This is a genomic window from Streptomyces sediminimaris (genome assembly GCF_047049295.1).
In the GTDB taxonomy this organism is placed as follows: Bacteria; Actinomycetota; Actinomycetes; order Streptomycetales; family Streptomycetaceae; genus Streptomyces; species Streptomyces sediminimaris.
This window is the reverse complement of record NZ_JBJWOT010000001.1, coordinates 6,712,564-6,726,818: the sequence shown is the minus strand read 5'-3', so window position 1 is coordinate 6,726,818 and position 14,255 is coordinate 6,712,564. Positions and strand designations below refer to the sequence as shown.

At 73.2% G+C, this 14,255-nt stretch carries 12 protein-coding genes; 2 read left to right on the top strand and 10 right to left on the bottom strand.

What is annotated here, in order from left to right; translation table 11 throughout:
* Nucleotides 1–195: 195 nt before the first annotated feature.
* The 7 genes from ACJ9NR_RS30850 to ACJ9NR_RS30820 all read right to left on the bottom strand — a co-directional run bounded on the left by ACJ9NR_RS30850 (nucleotide 196) and on the right by ACJ9NR_RS30820 (nucleotide 8,095).
* Nucleotides 196–933 carry an AfsR/SARP family transcriptional regulator gene (locus tag ACJ9NR_RS30850; protein ID WP_412491448.1) on the bottom strand — a complete coding sequence of 246 codons (738 nt, stop codon included), beginning with the start codon at nucleotides 931–933 and terminating at the stop codon, nucleotides 196–198.
* A gap of 342 nt (nucleotides 934–1,275) precedes the next feature.
* Nucleotides 1,276–1,800, bottom strand: a complete 525-nt coding sequence (locus ACJ9NR_RS30845; RefSeq protein WP_412491449.1) for an O-acetyl-ADP-ribose deacetylase — start codon at nucleotides 1,798–1,800, stop codon at nucleotides 1,276–1,278.
* The gene (locus ACJ9NR_RS30840) at nucleotides 1,797–3,206 is read right to left on the bottom strand and encodes a phytoene desaturase family protein (protein ID WP_412491450.1); all 1,410 of its coding nucleotides are present in this window, start codon (nucleotides 3,204–3,206) and stop codon (nucleotides 1,797–1,799) included. The genes ACJ9NR_RS30845 and ACJ9NR_RS30840 overlap by 4 nt, the downstream gene beginning before the upstream one ends.
* A gap of 111 nt (nucleotides 3,207–3,317) precedes the next feature.
* Nucleotides 3,318–4,163: an inositol monophosphatase family protein gene (locus ACJ9NR_RS30835; RefSeq protein WP_412491451.1), complete on the bottom strand. Its 846-nt coding sequence runs from the start codon at nucleotides 4,161–4,163 to the stop codon at nucleotides 3,318–3,320.
* A 137-nt stretch (nucleotides 4,164–4,300) separates the two neighbouring features.
* A complete protein-coding gene (locus tag ACJ9NR_RS30830; RefSeq protein WP_412491452.1) occupies nucleotides 4,301–6,130 on the bottom strand; it encodes a gamma-glutamyltransferase family protein in 1,830 nt (609 codons plus the stop codon).
* 202 nt (nucleotides 6,131–6,332) lie between these two features.
* Entirely contained in the window at nucleotides 6,333–6,995 is a 663-nt protein-coding gene (locus ACJ9NR_RS30825) for a response regulator (RefSeq protein ID WP_412491453.1), read from the bottom strand.
* Nucleotides 6,992–8,095, bottom strand: coding sequence for a sensor histidine kinase (locus ACJ9NR_RS30820; RefSeq protein ID WP_412491454.1), 1,104 nt, complete (start codon nucleotides 8,093–8,095; stop codon nucleotides 6,992–6,994). Before ACJ9NR_RS30820 ends, ACJ9NR_RS30825 begins: the two co-directional genes overlap by 4 nt.
* Before the next feature lie 167 nt (nucleotides 8,096–8,262).
* Between ACJ9NR_RS30820 and ACJ9NR_RS30815 the strand changes: the two genes are divergently transcribed.
* Complete coding sequence (locus tag ACJ9NR_RS30815; protein WP_412491455.1) at nucleotides 8,263–9,264, top strand: carboxymuconolactone decarboxylase family protein; 1,002 nt, start codon at nucleotides 8,263–8,265, stop codon at nucleotides 9,262–9,264.
* A 181-nt stretch (nucleotides 9,265–9,445) separates the two neighbouring features.
* Nucleotides 9,446–10,111, top strand: a complete 666-nt coding sequence (locus ACJ9NR_RS30810; protein ID WP_412491456.1) for a hypothetical protein — start codon at nucleotides 9,446–9,448, stop codon at nucleotides 10,109–10,111.
* 28 nt (nucleotides 10,112–10,139) lie between these two features.
* Here ACJ9NR_RS30810 and ACJ9NR_RS30805 read toward each other — a convergent pair whose 3' ends face one another.
* The 3 genes from ACJ9NR_RS30805 to hydA form a co-directional block, all read right to left on the bottom strand.
* Complete coding sequence (locus ACJ9NR_RS30805; RefSeq protein ID WP_412491457.1) at nucleotides 10,140–11,669, bottom strand: NCS1 family nucleobase:cation symporter-1; 1,530 nt, start codon at nucleotides 11,667–11,669, stop codon at nucleotides 10,140–10,142.
* A gap of 131 nt (nucleotides 11,670–11,800) precedes the next feature.
* Nucleotides 11,801–12,823, bottom strand: a complete 1,023-nt coding sequence (locus tag ACJ9NR_RS30800) for a TIGR03842 family LLM class F420-dependent oxidoreductase (RefSeq protein ID WP_412491458.1) — start codon at nucleotides 12,821–12,823, stop codon at nucleotides 11,801–11,803.
* Between the two features lie 10 nt (nucleotides 12,824–12,833).
* Nucleotides 12,834–14,237 carry a dihydropyrimidinase gene (hydA, locus tag ACJ9NR_RS30795; RefSeq protein ID WP_412491459.1) on the bottom strand — a complete coding sequence of 468 codons (1,404 nt, stop codon included), beginning with the start codon at nucleotides 14,235–14,237 and terminating at the stop codon, nucleotides 12,834–12,836.
* Nucleotides 14,238–14,255: the final 18 nt, after the last annotated feature.

Here is a 14,255-nt window from a genome sequence, read left to right as displayed (position 1 = left end):
ATGTTGTTCCGGCCCCCGACGGACAAGGGATCGCGCGCGGGCCGAAGGAGGGAGACAGGGGGAACGTGGTGCTCCGGCGAACGGCCGGCACCGGCCCGGGCGGCCAGGGCCGGGTGATCCGGCCCTGGGTGATCCGGGCCGGGGTGATCGGGGCCGGGGTGATCGGGGCGGCCCGCCGGTCACGGCCCGTGACCGCTACCTGCTGACCACCGCGGGTTCGCCCAGGCCCGGCAGGATCGCCGCGGGCAGCCTCAGGGCCGGGGCCTGGGCCAGGATCTCGGCGTGCAGGCGCTGCAGTGGCGGCCCGGGCTGGATCCCCAGCTCCTCGTCGAGCCGCTGCCTGGTCCGCAGGAAGGAATCCAGCGCCTCCCCCTGGCGGCCGGAGCGGTAGAGGGCGAGCATGAGCAGTTCGCAGAACCGTTCCCGCAGCGGGTAGAGGGCGACCAGCTGGCGCAGTTCCGCAATCGCGCGTGCCTCGTCACCGACCGACAGCAGGGCGTTGACCAGGTCCTCGCACGCGGTGAGCCGGCGTTCGTCGAAGAGGGCCGCCGCGCCCCGGACACGCAGCCCGTCGCCCGCGTCGAGGAGGGCGGATCCGCGCCAGAGGTCCAGGGCCGACTGCAGCAGTTCCAGGGAGCGCACGGGGTGGGTCTGCAGGTGCGCGGTGCCCCGGGCGGCCAGGTCGAGGAACCTGTTGCCGTCCACGTACTCCGGTGCCAGCTCCAGGAGATAACCGTTGTTCACGCCGCGCAGCACGGAGCCGCCACGGCGGTGCAGGGCGGGCTCGATCACCCTGCGCAGCCGGGTCGCGGTCGCCTGCAACGCGTTCCGCGCGTTGCCGATCGCGTGCCCGGACCACAGTTCGTCGACGAGGTCTTCATTGGACACCGCCCGGCCCGCCTTGAGCGCAAGGGTGGCGAGCATGGCCCTCACCTTGCTGGCTCGAATGGTGCGGGCCTGTCCGTCGGTGATGACAGAGACTGGGCCCAATATATTGATCTGCAAGTCACTCCCCCGGGTCTGACGCGAAATGGAATCGGCCCTGCAGTCGGACAGGGACGCACCATTCGAAATGACCAGTAACTCTTCCCGCCGGAACGCTGCGATTCTCAGGCGACAGGCGTGTTGTATCCGCTGAACTCTGGCCTGATTTTTTCAGTCGCCGTGAATTCTGTCATCCATCAGCTGATGGTTTCCGCGTTCCACAATAGGTTGACTCGCGGGGCCCGGCCGCCTCCACCGTTCGTTGAGCAGCTCCCGGGCGCGCCGGGGGTCTCACCGCGCGTGCGGCCGGCCCAGCCGCCGGACGAACGCCTCGTGGGCCCGCTCGTCGAAGAGCACGAACCGGACCTCCTCGACCGACGTCCGCGCGGCCCGGACCGTCTCCACCGCGATGCGGGCGCCGTCGTCCATCGGCCAGCCGTAGACACCGGTGGAGATGGCGGGAAACGCGACCGTACGGGCGCCGAGCGCGTCGGCGACGCCGAGTGACGCGCGGTAGCAGGAGGCCAGCAGCTCGGAGCGGTCCTCGCCGGGGGACCAGACCGGGCCCACGGTGTGGATCACCCAGCGGGCGTCGAGGTCGCCCGCGGTGGTGGCGACCGCCCGCCCGGTGGGCAGGCCCCCGCCGTACTCCGAGGCGCGCAGCTTGCGGCACTCCTCGAGGATCGCGGGTCCGCCGCGGCGGTGGATGGCGCCGTCGACGCCTCCGCCGCCCAGCAGGGAGGAGTTCGCGGCGTTGACGATCGCGTCGGCGCTCTGCCGCGTGATGTCGCCCTGGGCGAGCGTGATGGTGGTCATGTCTGCCTCAGCCTCCTCCAGACGGCCTTCGCGGCGTTGTGCCCGGACATGCCGTGTACCCCGGGGCCCGGCGGCGTCGCCGACGAGCAGATGAAGACGGCCGGGTGCGGGGTGCTGTACGGCGAGAGGGAGAGCTTGGGGCGCAGCAGGGTCTGCAGTCCGCAGACCGCGCCGGAGCCGATGTCCCCGCCGATGTAGTTGTGGTTGCGGGCGGCGATCTCGGGCGGGCCCGCGGTGGCGCGGGCGAGCACGCGGTCGCGGAACCCCGGTGCGAAGCGCTCCAGTTGACGCTCCATGGCGTCCGTGAGGTCGCCGGTCCAGCCGCTCGGCACATGGCCGTAGGCCCAGAAGACGTGCTTTCCCCGGGGTGCGCGGGTGGGGTCGACGACGCCCGGCTGCACGGTGATCATGAACGGCCGCTCGGGGGCCCGGCCCCTGCGGGACGCCTCCCGCAGCGCGGTGCCGATCTCGGCGCTGTCCGCGCCGATCTGCACGGTGCCGGCGCTGCGGGCCTCCTCGGCGGTCCACGGCACCGGGCCGTCCAGCGCGTAGTCGACCTTGAAGACGCCCGGGCCGTAGCGGTAGCCCTCGTAGTAACGGCCCAGCCCCGCGATGCGGGCCAGCGCGGTGGGCGAGGTGTCGAAGACGTACGCGCGCGCGGGCGGCAGGTCGTCGAGGCGCTTGACCTCGTAGTCGGTGTGGACCACGCCGTCCAGGTCCTTCAGGTACGCGGTGAGCGCGTCGGAGATGGACTGGGAGCCGCCGCGGGCCACGGGCCAGCCCCGGGCGTGCGCGGCGAGCGCGAAGACCAGCCCGACGGCGCCGGTGGCGAACCCGGTCAGGGGCGCCATGACGTGCGCGACCAGGCCCGCGAACAGGGTCTTGGCGGGCTCGTCGCGGAAGCGGCGGGTCAGCCATGTCGACGGGGGCAGGCCGACCAGCCCGAAACGGGCCAGGGTGACCGGGTCGCGCGGGAGCGCGGTGGCCGGCAGGGACATGAAGTCCCGGGCCAGTGTGTCCCACTTGGGCAGGAACGGCTCGACCAGCCTGCGGTACGCACCCGCGTCCCGCGGGCCGAACGAGGCCGCCGTCTCGGCCACCGATCGCGACAGCACGGCCGCGCTGCCGTCGGTGAAGGGATGGGCCATGGGCAGCTCGGGGTGCAGCCACTGAAGGCCGTAGCGCTCCAGCGGGAGGGCGCGGAACGCCGGGGAGTTGATGCCCAGCGGGTGGGCCGAGGAGCACGGGTCGTGCCGGAAGCCGGGCAGGGTGAGTTCTTCGGTGCGGGCCCCGCCCCCGACGGTGTCACGGGCCTCGAAGACCGCCACGGAGAAACCGCGGCGGGCCAGCTCCACGGCGGCCGTCAGCCCGTTCGGCCCCGCACCCACCACGACAGCATCGAGCATCGACGGCACCTTCGGACCCCTTCGTCAGCCGATGGCCTGTGCGGATCAGGATATGCCGCGGGGCCGGCGCTCTCCCGAGGCGGGTGGTTCAGCCCTGAACGGCCGCCCGGGTCACGCCCCGTCCGGCAGCAGTCCCCGCACCCGGCGCGCCGTCGCCGTGTCGCGGGCGGCCGTGAACGGCAGGACGTTGCCCCCCGTGACGCGGAACGGCTCACCGCCGGACGTCAGATGCGCGCCGCCCGCCTCCTCGACCAGCAGGATGCCCGCGGCGTGGTCCCACGCGGCTTCCCAGCTGAAGGCGACCGCGTCGGACTCGCCGCGGGCGACGGCCAGATACTCCAGGCCGGCCGAGCCGCAGGCACGCGGCGCGATGCCGTCGCTCCACAGGCCGAGCAGGGCCCGCTTCTGCTCGTCGGTCGTGTAGTCCGGGTGGGAGGTGGCCACCCGGAGGTCACGGCCGGGGGCGGGCGCGCCGGCGCGCAGCCGCCGGCCGTCGAGGAAGGCGCCCCGGCCCCGCACGGCGGTGGCGAGCCGGTCCTCGACCGGCAGGTACGTCCACGAGGCGAGCAGCACCCCGCGCCGGGCGAGCGCGACCAACGTGCAGAACCCGGGGTCGCCGTGCACGAACTGGCGTGTCCCGTCGACCGGGTCGACGATCCAGACCGGGGCGTCGCCGCGGATCGCCTCGTACGTCGCCGGGTCGGCGTGCACCGCCTCCTCCCCGACGACGACGGACCCGGGCAGCAGCTCGGCCAGCGCCCGCGTGAGATACCGCTCGGCGAGGCGGTCCGCGTCGGTCACCAGGTCGTGCGGTCCGCTCTTCTGGTCGATCTCGTGCGCGGCCAGGCCGCGGAAACGGGGCATGATCTCGGCCGCGGCGGCCTTGCGGACCGCCTCCTCCACGTCGGCCGAGTGGCGGGCGAGAAACTCGTCGATGGTTTCCTTGTCTTCGATCATGCCTCCATGAGAGCACGCGCCACTGACAATCCCCGCCGGAAGGGTGGATCCCCGGTGGAATCGGCGTGAACTCGGCGCTGTCGATCAGTGACGGGCACCACACCGGCGCGCTCCCACCGAACGTGCCGTCCTCCCGGTCAGCGGCCGACCGCGTACCCCTGCATGCCCCGCGGGTTGGCGGCCGCCGACAGCACGCCGGTCGCGGGGTCGCGGGCGACCGCGCACAGCCGCCCCTCCGACCAGGGGTCGCCGACGGTCACCCGGTGGCCCCGGCGCCGCAGTTCCCCGACGACGCCGGCCGGCATGCGGGACTCGACGGTCACGCTGCCCGGCCGCATGCCGCGCGGGTAGAACGAGCCCGGGAAGCTGTCGTTGTGCCAGTTCGGGGCGTCGATCGCGCCCTGCAGGTCGAGGCCCCCGCGGACCGGTGCGCGCAGGGCGAGGGCCAGGAAGAAGTGCAGCTGCCACTGGTCCTGCTGGTCCCCGCCGGGCGTGCCGAACGCCAGCACCGGGACGCCGCCGCGCAGGGCGATCGAGGGCGTGAGGGTGGTGCGGGGGCGGCGGCCGGGCGTCAGCGTGTTGGGCAGGCCGTCCTCGAGCCAGGTCATCTGCAGCCGGGTGCCGAGCGGGAAGCCCAGTTCGGGCACGACCGGGTTGGACTGCAGCCAGCCGCCGCTGGGGGTGGCGGCGACCATGTTGCCCCAGCGGTCGACGACGTCGAGGTGGCAGGTGTCGCCGCGGGTGGTGCCGTTCGCCCCGACGGGGGGCTCGCCCGGCACCGGGGAGACCGGCGGCTTGGCCACGGTGGGTTCGCCGGCGCCCATGGGGCTGAACCCGGGCTCGTCGCCGACGACCACGTGCGCGTGCGCGCTGAGCCGCGGGACGCGTCCGCCGGGGCTGCCGGGGCGCAGCTCGTGCGAGGCCCTGGCGCCGACGAGGTGGCGCCGGGCCGCGTTGTACGGCGGCGACAGCAGGTCGCCGAGGGGGACCTCGGCCGCGTCCCCGTACCAGGCCTCCCGGTCGGCCATGGCGAGCTTGCAGCCCTCGATCAGCAGGTGTACGTAGTCGGCGCCGCCGTACTCGGGCAGTTCGGGCGGGAGCAGGGCGAGCTGCTGGAGGAAGGCCGGGCCCTGGCTCCAGGGGCCGGCCTTGCACACGGTCCAGCCGTTCCAGTCGTACGTCGCCGGGGCCTCGTAGGCCGCGGACCAGCCGGCCAGGTCGGCGGGCGTGAGCGTGCCCGTGTGGCGCTCGCCGGTGGTGTCCCTGGTCGGCCGCCGTGCCTGCCGGACCAGGGCCTCGGCGATGAACCCCGAGCGCCACACCTCGCGCGCGGCCTCGATCTGCGCGACCCGGTCCCCGGCCCCGGCGACCTCGGCGAGCAGCCGCTTCCAGGTGGCGGCCAGAGCGGGGTTGCGGAAGAGCTCACCCGGGCCCGGGGCCTTCCCGCCCGGGAGATAGACCTCCGCCGAGGAGGTCCACTCCGTCTCGAAGAGCTCCCGTACGGTCTCGACGGTCGCGCCGACGTTCTCCACGGGCGCGTGCCCGTGCTCGGCGTATCCGATCGCGTGGGCGAGGACGTCGGCGAGGGGCTTGGTGCCGTGGTCGCGCAGCAGGAGCATCCACGCGTCGAACGCGCCGGGCACGGCGGCGGCGAGCGGCCCGGTGCCGGGGACCAGTTCCAGGCCGAGCGACCGGTAGTGCGCGACCGTGGCCCCGGCCGGGGCCACGCCCTGGCCGCACAGCACCCGTACCCCGCCGCCCGCCGGGGCGAGCAGGATCGGCACCTCGCCGGCCGGCCCGTTGAGGTGCGGCTCGACGACGTGCAGCACGAACGCTCCCGCCACGGCCGCGTCGAAGGCGTTCCCGCCGGCCTCCAGCACCGCCATCGCCGACTGCGAGGCCAGCCAGTGGGTGGAGGACACCATGCCGAAGGTGCCCTGCAGGGTCGGCCGGGTCGTGAACGGCATCTCTCACCTCGCGGTTGACGCGCCCGCGCCGTGCGATCGGCGCTCGGCTCCACCGGCAGGCTACCCAGCCCCCAGGCACCGCAAGATCCCGCGTTCCGCCGGACAACGCGGCAACGCGGCAACGCGGCAACGCGGCAACGCGGGAAACGCACGGACCGCCCGCCCCGCCTGCCGGACGGCCACGCGGTGCCGCGGTACCCGCTCAGGCGTGCCGCGGCGAGACCAGGCCCGACTCGTAGGCGAAGACGACCAGTTGGGCGCGGTCCCGCGCCCCCAGCTTCGTCATCGCACGGCTGACATGGGTCTTGGCCGTGAAGGGGCTGACGACCATGTGGGCGGCGATCTCCTCGTTGCTCAGGCCCCGGGCGGCCAGGGCCGTCACCTCGCGTTCGCGCCGTGTCAGGCAGTCGAGTCCGGGCGCCGTCGCCCGGTCCGGCGGCCGGGACACGAACTCGCCGATCAGGGTGCGGGTGACCGACGGGGAGAGCAGGGCCTCGCCGCGGGCCACCACCTCGATGGCCTGGAGCAGGTCCGCCGGTTCGGTGTCCTTCAGCAGGAAGCCGCTCGCGCCGGCCCGCAGGGCCTCGAAGACGTACTCGTCCAGGCCGTAGTTGGTGAGGATCACGACGCGTACGGCGGCCAGGCCGGGGTCCGCGGCGATCCGGCGGGTGGCCTCGATGCCCGTCATCACCGGCATCTGCACGTCGATCAGCGCGATGTCGGGCGTGTGCGCGCGCACCAGCGCCAGGCCCTGCTCGCCGTCGGGCGCCTCCCCCACCACCTCGATGCCGTCCTCGGCCTCCAGCAGGGCGCGGAACCCCGCCCGCATCAGCGCCTGGTCGTCGACGAGGGCCACCCTGATCATCCCGCCTCCCCCAGCGGCAGCCGCGCCCGCACCTCGAAACCGCCCTCCGCGCGCGGGCCGGCGCGCAGCGTGCCGGCGAGGGCGGTGACGCGCTCGCGCATACCTGTCAGGCCCACGCCGGGGGTGTGCGGGCGGGACGGGTCGGCCGTGCCGTCGTCGCTCACCGTCACCGTCACCTCGTCGGCGTCGTAGGCCAGCCGGACCCGTACCTTCGCCGGGCCCGCGTGGCGGGCCGCGTTGGTCAGGGCCTCCTGGACGATGCGGTAGACGGCCCGGTCGAGCGCCGGCGGCAGGGTTCTGACCTCACCGGTCACCTCCAGGTCGGCGGCGAGGCCCGCCGCCCGGGCCCGCTCCACCAGCAGCGCGGGCGTGCCGGTCGGTTCGTCGCTGCGCAGCACCTCCAGGGTGGAGCGCAGTTCGCGCATCGCCTCACTGGAGGCGTCCTGGATGGCGAGCAGCGCGGGCGGCACCTCCTCGCCGCGCTTGCGGGCCAGGTGGACCGCGACGCCCGCCTGGAGCTTGACGATGGAGATGCTGTGGGTGAGCGAGTCGTGCAGCTCCCGGGCGATGCGCAGGCGCTCCTCGCCGGCGCGGCGCAGGGCCGCCTCCTCCCGGGTGCGCTCCGCCTCCAGGGCGCGCTGTTCGGTCTGGCGCAGGTACGCCTGCCAGTTGCGGTCCGCCATGCCCGTGATCACCGCGCACAGGAACCAGCCCGCGAGCAGCGCGGTTCTCTCGACGACGTCATGGGTCGTGGGCCCGGTGGGGATGTACGCGGCCACGAACACCCCGCTCGCACCGGCCGCGTACCCGCGGTGGCCCGCCCGGGCCGCCACCAGCACGGCGGCGAAGACGGGCAGCGACGCGGCCGGTCCCGGATGGGCGTGCAGCACGTAGGCGCCGCCGGTCGCCGTCGACACCGCCAGCACCGCCCGCGGGGCCGCGCGGTGCAGGGCGAGCGCGGCGGAAGCCACCGCGATCAGCGCGTAGTCGAGGGCGGTGGTGTCCGCGTCGAAGGCGGCCGCGGTCAGCACGATGGCGCCGACGGCGACCGCGAAGGCCGCGTCGGCGAGGCGTCCGCGTGAGACCCGGTGCCCGCTCATGCACGCACAGTAGACGGCCGCACGGACAACGGCGTCAGCCCTGTGGACGGCTCTCGCGCTACTCCCGCCGTAGTAGGGCCGGGCGCCGGTGGCCCCCGCGGTCGCAGGGCACACGGCATGCGGCCGTACGACGACTCCGACCGCCGCCGGGGCGCACCCTGCTGCTCATGTCCACACCGTTCCGCTTCACCGAACCCCTGCCGCCCGGGGCGGCCACCGGCCGCGTCGCCGAGGTCTACGGGCAGCTCGCCCGCGACTTCGGCGTCGACAGGGCCCCCACCTTCGTGGTGCTGTCCTCCGCGCCAAACGTCCTCGCCGCCGCCTGGGCCCTGGTGCGCGAGTCGCTGATCGCCGGGCCGGGCAGCCGCACCGGCAAGGAGCTGGCGGCCTACGGGGTGTCGCGCGCCAACAAGTGCCCGTTCTGCGTGGACGCGCACACGGTCCTGCTGCACGCCACCGGCGACCACGCGCTCGCCGAGCGGCTGGCGCGGGGCGAGCAGCCGGAGAACGCCCGGCACGCGCGCGTGCTGGCCTGGGGGCGGCACACGCGCGTGCCGGGCGCCGGCCTGATGCCGTACCCGTTCCCGCCCGAGCACGCTCCCGGCTACATCGGCACGGCGCTCGCCTTCCACTTCGTCAACCGGGTCGTCTCGGCCCTGCTGACCGAGCGGCTGCTGCCGGGCAACGTCCAGAGGTGGCGCCCCGTGCGCAGCCTCGCGGGCCGTTCGATCGCCGGGACCGTGCGCCGCCCCGCCGTGCCCGGCGCGGCCCTCGCCCTGCTCGACGACCCCGGGCCGGGCCCCGCGTGGGCGGCCGGCACGACCGTGGGCCCGGCCTACGCGGCGCTGCGCGCGGCGACCGCGGCCGGTGCGGGCCTGCTCGACACCGACGACCAGGCCCTCGTACGGGAGGCCCTGTGGGACTGGGACGGCTCGCATCCACCGCTGTCCTGGGCGGGGCTTCCGGACCGGCGTGAGCGCCCCGGCGCGCGGCTGGTTCTGCTCGCGGCGCTCGCGCCGTACCGCATCACGCGGGAGGACGTGACGGCCTGGCGGCGGCCGGAGCACACCGACGGCAGCCTCGTCCGCCTGGTCGCGCACGGCGCGTTCGCCGCCGTGGACCGCGTCGAGAGCGCGTTCACCCTGCACGCGGCCAGGGAGGGGGCGTGACCGCGCCCGCCCGCACCGGCCGGGTGCGGGCGCTGAGGCACCCGGCCCGCGGTGACTGAACGGTAACCACGCGTGTACGGAGCGAGTTGACACTTCCGTCTCACAGAGACTCATGTGAAACTGGCGCCCCGTCCGCAGTGCGGACCATTTCCGCACACCATCCCCCACCGAGAAGTGTGCCGTGCGCGATTTCCCTCTGCCGCTCGCTCTGACCGCGCGCCTGTCCCCGGTCGTCGTGCTGGCCGCGGCCGGCTGGGCGCTGTCGTCCGGACCCGCCGCGACGCCCGCCGCCGCGCACAAGGAGACGCACGAGACGAGCACCCCGTCGGCCACCGCCCCGGCCACGGCGGCTCAGAGCAAGTCCTACTCCGCCGCGCCCGCACCGTGCGGCAGCGTGGACGTCAAGACGCTCAAGTCCCTGGTGCCGGGCGCCAAGACGGCCGGCAAGGAGATCAAGTCGACGGACGAGAAGCTGCGCCGCACCTGCTCCTGGAACGCACTCCACGGCTACGACTACCGCTGGCTCGACGTCTCCTTCGAGGTCATGGACTCCGACCAGGCGGGACAGACGGCGTACAAGAGCCGCATCGCGGACAAGAGCGGCGGCGGAGCGGTCCCCGGACTCGGTGACGAGGGCTACTCCGTGGTGAACCTGACCACCCAGGACAAGCAGCAGACCCGCGAGGGCGTGGTGATCTCCCGGGTGGGCAACGTGCTGGTGGCCGTGACCTACAACGGCAGCGACTTCGAGACCAAGAAGGCGCCCGGTACCGACGAGATCAACAAGGGCGCCATCAAGGCCGCCAAGGAGGCCGTGGCCGCGCTGCGCAGCGGCCGGGCGAGCTGAGCCGCGCCGGCCGCCCCCGGGCCGCGCGTCAGACGCCGCGCTCCGCCCGCCGTCCGCGCGCCGTCATCAGCACCAGGTACAGCACCATCGAGGTGCCGAGGCCGACCGCCCAGCCGTAGTCCGCCAGGGGCCTCAGCGCCGGAACGGGCCGGCCGTCGAGCAGCGGCTTGAAGTCCGCCCCGCCGATGGCCAGTACGCCGCCCGCCAGGAAGGCCACCACGGCCCGCCAGTTCCAGCCGCCCGTGTACCAGTAGCGGCCGCCCGCGCGGTACAGGTCGACCAGGTGCAGCCGGGCGCGGCGCAGGATCCAGTAGTCGGCGATGAGGATGCCGGCGACCGTGCCGAGCAGACCGCCGACCAGGCCGAGCCAGGTGAAGATGTAGCCCTGCGGGTCGGAGTACAGCTTCCACGGGAAGATCAGTACGGCGAGCACCGCGGTGATCAGCGCGCCGGCGCGGAAACTCACCTTCCGGGGCGCGACGTTGGAGAAGTCGAAGGCCGGCGAGACCAGGTTGGCCGCGATGTTCACGGAGAGGGTCGCGACCAGCACGGTCACCAGCGCGTACAGCAGGCCGAGCACGTTGTCCGTCTTGGCCGCGAGCTGGACCGGGTCCCAGATCGTCTGGCCGTACACGGCCTGCGAACCGGAGGTGACCAGCACGGAGAGGAACGCGAAGAGCGTCATCGTGGTCGGCAGGCCCAGCGCCTGCCCCCAGGTCTGCGCCTTCTGGCTCCTGCCGTAGCGGGTGAAGTCCGGGATGTTCAGCGACAGCGTGGACCAGAAGCCGATCATGCCCATGAGGGACGGCCAGAACAGCGTCCAGAAGTCGCCGCCCCAGCCGAGTTTGGAGGGCTGGTCGAGCAGCGGGCCGAAGCCGCCGGCCTTGTCGCTCATCCACCACAGCATCACCAGCGCGCCGACGATCACGAAGGGCGCGGCCCAGTTCTCGAACCGGCGGATCGTCTCCATGCCGCGGTAGATGATGGCGACCTGGATGACCCAGAAGACCACGAACGACACCCACATCGTCCACGGGTGCCCGCCGGTCTTCGCCGCGTCGGACCAGCCGTTGCCGATCAGTTTGCCGGCCAGGAAGAAGATCGCCTCGCCGCCGATCCAGGTCTGGATGCCGAACCAGCCGCAGGCCACCAACGCCCGTACGACGGCGGGCAGGTTGGCCCCGCGGATGCCGAAGGAGGCCCGTGCGAAGACCGGGAAGGGGATGCCGTACTTGGGTCCGGCGTGGCCGGTGAGCAGCATCGGGACCAGCACGATCACATTGGCCAGGGCGATGGTGAACACCGCCTGCTTCCAGTCCATGCCGACGGCGATCAGACCGGAGGCCAGCGTCCAGGAGGCCGTGTTGTGGGCCATGCCCACCCACAGCGCGGAGAAGTTGTACGTGGTCCAGGTGCGCCCTTCGACGGGCACCGGGAGCAGGTCCTTGTTGGCGTAGGGACCGCTGGGCCGGGGAGATCCGGGCGCGATCTCCACGCGCCCGTCGGCGAGGGTGACCTGGGCTGTCGGTGGTATGGCTGAGGGAGCGGTGTCGGTCATGAGCAGGCCAATCGATCAAGGATGGTCCGGAAAGGCCGTGCGGGTCTCCGGTCTTCGGCCCCCTCCCCGGGGAGGTGGGGAGGGGGAGAACGGGAGTGGGGGGACGGTGCGTTGCGCGGATGCCGCGGACGTCAGGCGTTGACCGCCGGGATGACCCGCGCGCCGTAGGCGTCGATCACGGTCTCCTGCGCGTCGTGCATGTCGTACACGGCGAACTGGTCGACGCCCAGCTCGCGCAGGGCGTTCAGCTTCTCGATGTGCCGCTCGACCGGCCCGATGAGGCAGAACCGGTCGACGATCTCGTCGGGCACGAACCGGGTGTCGGGGTTGTCGGCGCGGCCGTGGTGGGAGTAGTCGTACCCTTCCCGCGCCTTGATGTAGTCGGTGAGTTCCTCCGGTACCCGGGAGGAGTGCTCGCCGTACTTGGAGACGAGGTCGGCGACGTGGTTGCCGACCATCCCGCCGAACCAGCGGCACTGCTCCCGCGCGTGGGCGAGCGCCTCGGGCGAGTCGTCCGCGGTGACGTAGGCGGGGGCGGCGACGCAGACGGTGACGTCGCCGGGGTCGCGGCCGGCCGCGGCGGCCGCGTCCTTGACGGCCCTCACCATGTACTCGGTGAGGTAGAGGTCGGCCAGCTGGAGGATGAAGCCGTCCGCCTCCTCACCGGCCATCTTCAGGGCCTTGGGGCCGTACGCCGCCATCCACACGGGGAGCCCGGCGCCCGGCTTGATCCAGGGGAACTTCACCACCGTGCCGCCGCCGAGGTCGGCCTCCTCGCCGCGGCCGAGGGCGCGGATGACCTTCATCGCCTCGCTGATGCGGGCCAGGGTGTTGGGCCTGCGGCCCGCGACGCGCATCGCGGAGTCGCCCCGGCCGATGCCGCACACGGTGCGGTTGCCGAACATGTCGTTGAGGGTGGCGAAGGTGGAGGCGGTGACCTCCCAGGTGCGGGTGCCCGGGTTGGTGACCATCGGGCCCACGGTCAGCTTCTGCGTGTTGGCGAGGATCTGGCTGTAGATCACGAACGGTTCCTGCCACAGCACGGCGGAGTCGAAGGTCCAGCCGTAGCGGAAGCCGTTGCGCTCGGCGCGCTTCATCAGGCTGACGACCCTCGAGGCCGGAGGGTCGGTCTGCAGAACGAGTCCGAAGTCCATGGCGCCACTCCTAGTTGAGGAACTGACAGGTGGAGCGCGGGGTGTACACGCCGTGACCCGCGTGTCCGGTGTACTCCCGCTCGTGGATGACGCTCTCGCCGCGCGAGAGGACGGTCTCGACCCGGCCGGTGACGCGCCTGCCCTCGTACGCCGAGTAGTCGACGTTCATGTGGTGGGTCTCGGCGGACAGGACCTGCTCGGCGTGCGGGTCGTAGATGACGACGTCGGCGTCGGCGCCCGGCGCGATGGTGCCCTTCTTGGGGTACATGCCGAACATGCGGGCCGGGGTGGCGCAGGCGATCTCGATCCAGCGGCGGCGGCCGATGTGCCCGTCGACGACGGCCTGGTGGAGCAGGTCCATGCGGTTCTCCACGCCCGGCAGGCCGTTGGGGATCCTGGAGAAGTCGCCGCGGCCGAGCTCCTTCTGGCCCACGAAGCAGAAGGGGCAGTGGTCGGTGGAGACGACCTGGAGGTCGTCGGTGCGCAGGCCCCGCCACAGGGCGGCCTGGTGCTCCCTGGGCCGCAGCGGGGTACTGCACACGTACTTGGCGCCCTCGAAGTCCGGCTCGGCGAGGTTGTCGGTGGACAGGAACAGGTACTGCGGGCAGGTCTCGCCGTAGACCGGCAGGCCCTCGTCGCGTGCCCGGGCCAGCTCCGCGACCGCCTCCGTCGCGGAGACGTGCACGACGTAGAGCGGCGCCCCGGCGACCTGCGCGAGCCTGATGGCACGGTGGGTGGCCTCGGCCTCCAGCAGGGCCTTGCGGACCTCCCCGTGGAAGCGCGGGTCGGTCTCCCCGCGCGCCAGCGCCTGCTCCACCAGCACGTCGATGGCGATGCCGTTCTCGGCGTGCATCATGATCAGGCCGCCGTTGTCGGCGGCGCGCTGCATGGCGCGCAGGATCTGGCCGTCGTCGCTGTAGAAGACGCCCGGGTAGGCCATGAACTGCTTGAAGGAGGTGACGCCCTCCTCGACGAGGAGGTCCATCTCCTTCAGCGTCTCGGCGTTCACGTCGGAGACGATCATGTGGAAGCCGTAGTCGACGGCGCAGTTGCCCTCGGCCTTGGCGTGCCAGGCGTCCAGGCCCTCGCGCAGGGACCGGCCGACGCTCTGGATCGCGAAGTCGACGATGGTCGTCGTACCGCCCCAGGCGGCGGCCCGGGTGCCGGTCTCGAAGGTGTCGGCGGCGTAGGTGCCGCCGAACGGCATCTCCATGTGGGTGTGGGCGTCCACGCCGCCCGGGATGACGTACTTGCCGGCGGCGTCGATGGTCCTCTCCGCCGTGAACGCCTCGGCGGCCGGGGTGCCGGAGGCGGCGAGTGCGGCGATCCGGCCGTCCTCGATCAGGACGTCGGCGTGCATCTCGTCGGCGGCGGTGATGACGAGGCCGCCACGGATGACGGTACGGCTGCTCATGGTCCCTCTCCTGCCAGG

Excerpts from the sequence above, each read along its gene's own strand:
- ACJ9NR_RS30845 (WP_412491449.1), bottom strand. The coding sequence starts at position 1,800 with ATGACCACCATCACGCTCGCCCAGGGCGACATCACGCGGCAGAGCGCC.
- ACJ9NR_RS30840 (WP_412491450.1), bottom strand. The coding sequence starts at position 3,206 with ATGCTCGATGCTGTCGTGGTGGGTGCGGGGCCGAACGGGCTGACGGCC.
- ACJ9NR_RS30835 (WP_412491451.1), bottom strand. The coding sequence starts at position 4,163 with ATGATCGAAGACAAGGAAACCATCGACGAGTTTCTCGCCCGCCACTCG.
- ACJ9NR_RS30830 (WP_412491452.1), bottom strand. The coding sequence starts at position 6,130 with ATGCCGTTCACGACCCGGCCGACCCTGCAGGGCACCTTCGGCATGGTG.
- ACJ9NR_RS30825 (WP_412491453.1), bottom strand. The coding sequence starts at position 6,995 with ATGATCAGGGTGGCCCTCGTCGACGACCAGGCGCTGATGCGGGCGGGG.
- ACJ9NR_RS30820 (WP_412491454.1), bottom strand. The coding sequence starts at position 8,095 with ATGAGCGGGCACCGGGTCTCACGCGGACGCCTCGCCGACGCGGCCTTC.
- ACJ9NR_RS30815 (WP_412491455.1), top strand. The coding sequence starts at position 8,263 with ATGTCCACACCGTTCCGCTTCACCGAACCCCTGCCGCCCGGGGCGGCC.
- ACJ9NR_RS30805 (WP_412491457.1), bottom strand. The coding sequence starts at position 11,669 with ATGACCGACACCGCTCCCTCAGCCATACCACCGACAGCCCAGGTCACC.
- ACJ9NR_RS30800 (WP_412491458.1), bottom strand. The coding sequence starts at position 12,823 with ATGGACTTCGGACTCGTTCTGCAGACCGACCCTCCGGCCTCGAGGGTC.
- hydA (WP_412491459.1), bottom strand. The coding sequence starts at position 14,237 with ATGAGCAGCCGTACCGTCATCCGTGGCGGCCTCGTCATCACCGCCGCC.